5 protein-coding genes are annotated in these 3176 nt (G+C 47.3%); all 5 read right to left on the minus strand.

Annotated elements, in window-relative coordinates; translation table 11 throughout:
• Positions 1–81 precede the first annotated feature (81 nt).
• A complete protein-coding gene (locus tag AC0UA9_RS17015; RefSeq protein WP_089038558.1) occupies positions 82–801 on the minus strand; it encodes a ZIP family metal transporter in 720 nt (239 codons plus the stop codon).
• Between the two features lie 64 nt (positions 802–865).
• Positions 866–1354, minus strand: coding sequence for a VOC family protein (locus tag AC0UA9_RS17020; protein WP_125748685.1), 489 nt, complete (start codon positions 1352–1354; stop codon positions 866–868).
• Between the two features lie 123 nt (positions 1355–1477).
• Positions 1478–2269, minus strand: coding sequence for a type I methionyl aminopeptidase (gene map, locus AC0UA9_RS17025; protein ID WP_125748688.1), 792 nt, complete (start codon positions 2267–2269; stop codon positions 1478–1480).
• Complete coding sequence (locus AC0UA9_RS17030; protein ID WP_125748691.1) at positions 2262–2468, minus strand: ParD-like family protein; 207 nt, start codon at positions 2466–2468, stop codon at positions 2262–2264. Before AC0UA9_RS17030 ends, map begins: the two co-directional genes overlap by 8 nt.
• 177 nt (positions 2469–2645) lie before the next feature.
• The coding region (locus tag AC0UA9_RS17035; RefSeq protein ID WP_475661883.1) for a DNA glycosylase AlkZ-like family protein at positions 2646–3176 on the minus strand (531 nt) is incomplete at its 5' end.

Below are 3176 nucleotides of genomic sequence, written 5' to 3' on the forward strand. Positions count from 1 at the left end.
AACAATGAGGCTGGCTATTATTTGTTAGCTTTCCGTCCCCGTGATCAACACGCGCTTGGTCATGGGTAATAGCTGACTATATTAGCCACCGGCAATCATCATATTACCGACTAAACCGAGCAAAAAGCCTGTAACTGCCCCCACTGCGGGCATGCTTTTATGTGCAAGCTTAGATTCTGGTGCAATATCCTGGAAAACTAAGTAAAGAATTCCCGCACTAGCAAACAGCATTAAAGCGCCCATCAACTCCTCATACTGAGACAGCAAATAATACCCTGTGGCGGCAGAGGCAGGACCTACTAACGCTAAACCGCTAAAAGCCAGCACAATTTTATTTGCTGAGAGTTGAGAGTTACTACTTAACTCCTCAAAGGCATTAAACCCTTCCGGTAAGTTTTGCAAAACCATCAGCAACGCCAACAAAAAGCCAGCACTTCCTCCCGAGGCAAAGGCCGCTCCTAAAGCAATGGCTTCGGGAACAAAATCAGAAAGCATTGCGACCAGTTGACCAACAGAACTGTTCAGCCTACTTAAAAAAGTATCCAACAGATAGAAACACACTCCTCCCGCAGCAAAACACAGCGCCGCGAATACAGGAGAAAGCTTGCCCGCCCCTTCAGGGACTAGCACCAAAGCGACTGCCGATATAAGCGCTCCCCCGCCAAAAGCAACAATAAAATGCCGCCATGCAGTACCTAAGAAATAGGGATGCACAAGATCAAGTCGAGCAAGCAATGCCCCCGTGGGCATTGCCGCACCAGCCAGCAATGATAATAATAAGATATAGGTAATTTCAGTCATTGATATTGGCTATCACTTTTCTTAAAGACCTCGATTTTCCAGCCATTCGATCGGCCTTGCAAACTCATCGCCCCTTAAGCGCCGCCTCAATCTCAGCAATGTCGATTTTTTTCATTTGCATCATCGCATCAAATGCACGCTTAGCGGTGTTAGGGTCGGGATTGGTAATCGCGTTCATTAGTACCGCTGGTGTTATCTGCCAAGATATACCCCATTTATCCTTACACCAGCCGCAGGCACTTTCTTCACCACCGTTGCTAACAATGGCATGCCAATAGTGATCCGTTTCAGCTTGGTCATTCGTTGAGACTTGAAAAGAGAACGACTCATTGTGTGTGATCGCAGCTCCACCGTTGAGCCCAAGGCACGGAATGCCCATCACGGAAAACTCAACGGTTAATACATCCCCTTGTTTACCTGTGGGAAAGTCTCCCGGCGCATAATGAACAGCCTTGACGAACGAATCGGGAAAGGTATCCGCGTAAAAGCGTGCAGCCTCTTCTGCGCTACCATCGTACCAAAGGCAAATAGTGTTCTTTGCAAAGCTTGTCATGAGGATTCTCCAAGTTATGCGGACCTAATTGCACCTAGATTTTCAGCTTAACGCATCTGATCTGCTTCGCCAGAGAGGATTTAAGAGGGTGAAATGCGGTGGCGAATGATGAGTGGTAAACAGTTATTGGCTAATGGCAGTAGGGATAGTTTCGTCGTCGCGAAGTGTTAACACTTCGAAACCTGATGAGGTGACAGCAATGGTGTGCTCCCACTGTGCAGACAACTTCTTGTCACTGGTAACCACTGTCCAACCATCTTTTTTGGTTTTTATCTTTGCTTTCCCCTGGTTAACCATCGGTTCTATGGTAAACACCATCCCCTCTTGTAAAGTCAGCCCTTTACCCTTCTTCCCATAGTGCAACACCTGGGGCTCTTCGTGCATTTCTCGGCCAATTCCATGCCCACAATACTCACGAACGATAGAGTAGCCCTGTTTTTCAGCATATTGCTGAATCGCGTAGCCTACATCACCTAACGTTGCGCCAGGCTTAACCGCGTGTATCCCTTGCCACATGGACTCGTAGGTTTTATCAACCAGTCGCTTGGCATAAGGCTTTACATCTCCAAGAAGGTACATCTTGCTTGAATCTGCGATAAATCCGCCCTTCTCTAAGGTAATATCGACATTAACGATATCGCCAGACTTAAGTTTTTGAGTTTCAGATGGAATGCCATGACAAACTACATGGTTAACTGACGCGTTTAACACATACTGATAGCCATACTGGCCCTTGCTGGCAGGACGTGCCTGTAAATGATCAACGATATAACGCTCGGCCCAATGGTTAATATCCATCGTGGAGATACCGGGCACTATTTGTTTATCGAGATAACTGAAAACTGAGGCGAGTAGCCGCCCAGCCTCGCGCATTACGCGCAGTTCCTCTGCACTTTTCAGCGTTACCTTAGCCACCAATCACCTTCCTTAAATCGACATCGGCTTGCTGCATTTGGTCACGCATAATTTCAGAGAAGGTCATGCTCGGATTAGCCTCCGCGAGCATCCCGACTTTTATCCAATATTCAGCCTGCGCATTGATGGAACGCACCATCACCGAACTAGCCCTGCGTACGTCTTCGTGTAGCTGATCATTAATTTTCACGATTCCCATAGCGCTCTCTCAGAATATACAAAACAAATATGAAACATATACGAATCATATATCAACCAACGTTGAGCGACAAGCTTCCCTGCCATTAGCGCAGCAGGTCCCACCCATGCAGAGCGCCGGATTAGCCGGGTTTGGCAGTAACGTTATTGAGGCATAGCGAGCTACTTAATTCTCGCCTTATCCCAGCGCTTGAAGCGCACGGCGCAAATGCTGGGCTAGATGGTTAGGGTGAACATTAGTCAACGACACAGAATCACACTGCTGGAAATGACAAAACTGTGTAATGGCTTCCACAAAAGCCGTGGCGACGAGACATTCATCAAACCTATGTGGTTCAAAATGTAAAAACTTGATCTCTAAATGGCGTTTTTTTCGATGGACTTTACAATCCATTCGCCCAATAAAGGCATCGCGATAAAGTAGCGGCAGGCAAAAATAGCCATACTGACGTTTGGCTTCGGGCACATAGCATTCCAATTGATAATCATATTGAAAAAGCGCCTTGAGCCGTTCGCGCTGAATAACACTGTTATCGAACGGAGAGAGAATCAGCAGCCGGTTTTTCAATCGGGGTAACGGGCGTTCAAGCGCTCCAGCCTCCACGACAAAGACCTCGCCACTGCTTACCTTTACGCTTTCTAACGTTCCCTGCGCTAACCGTTCGTTTACCAGATTCTTCACTGCATTGCGCAGCTCAGGATTACGCCG

The sequence above is a fragment of the Colwellia sp. F1 genome, assembly GCF_056238625.1.

Bases quoted from the DNA above. Each gene is read 5' to 3' on its own strand.
- AC0UA9_RS17015 (WP_089038558.1), bottom strand. From the start codon at position 801: ATGACTGAAATTACCTATATCTTATTATTATCATTGCTGGCTGGTGCG.
- AC0UA9_RS17020 (WP_125748685.1), bottom strand. From the start codon at position 1,354: ATGACAAGCTTTGCAAAGAACACTATTTGCCTTTGGTACGATGGTAGC.
- AC0UA9_RS17030 (WP_125748691.1), bottom strand. From the start codon at position 2,468: ATGGGAATCGTGAAAATTAATGATCAGCTACACGAAGACGTACGCAGG.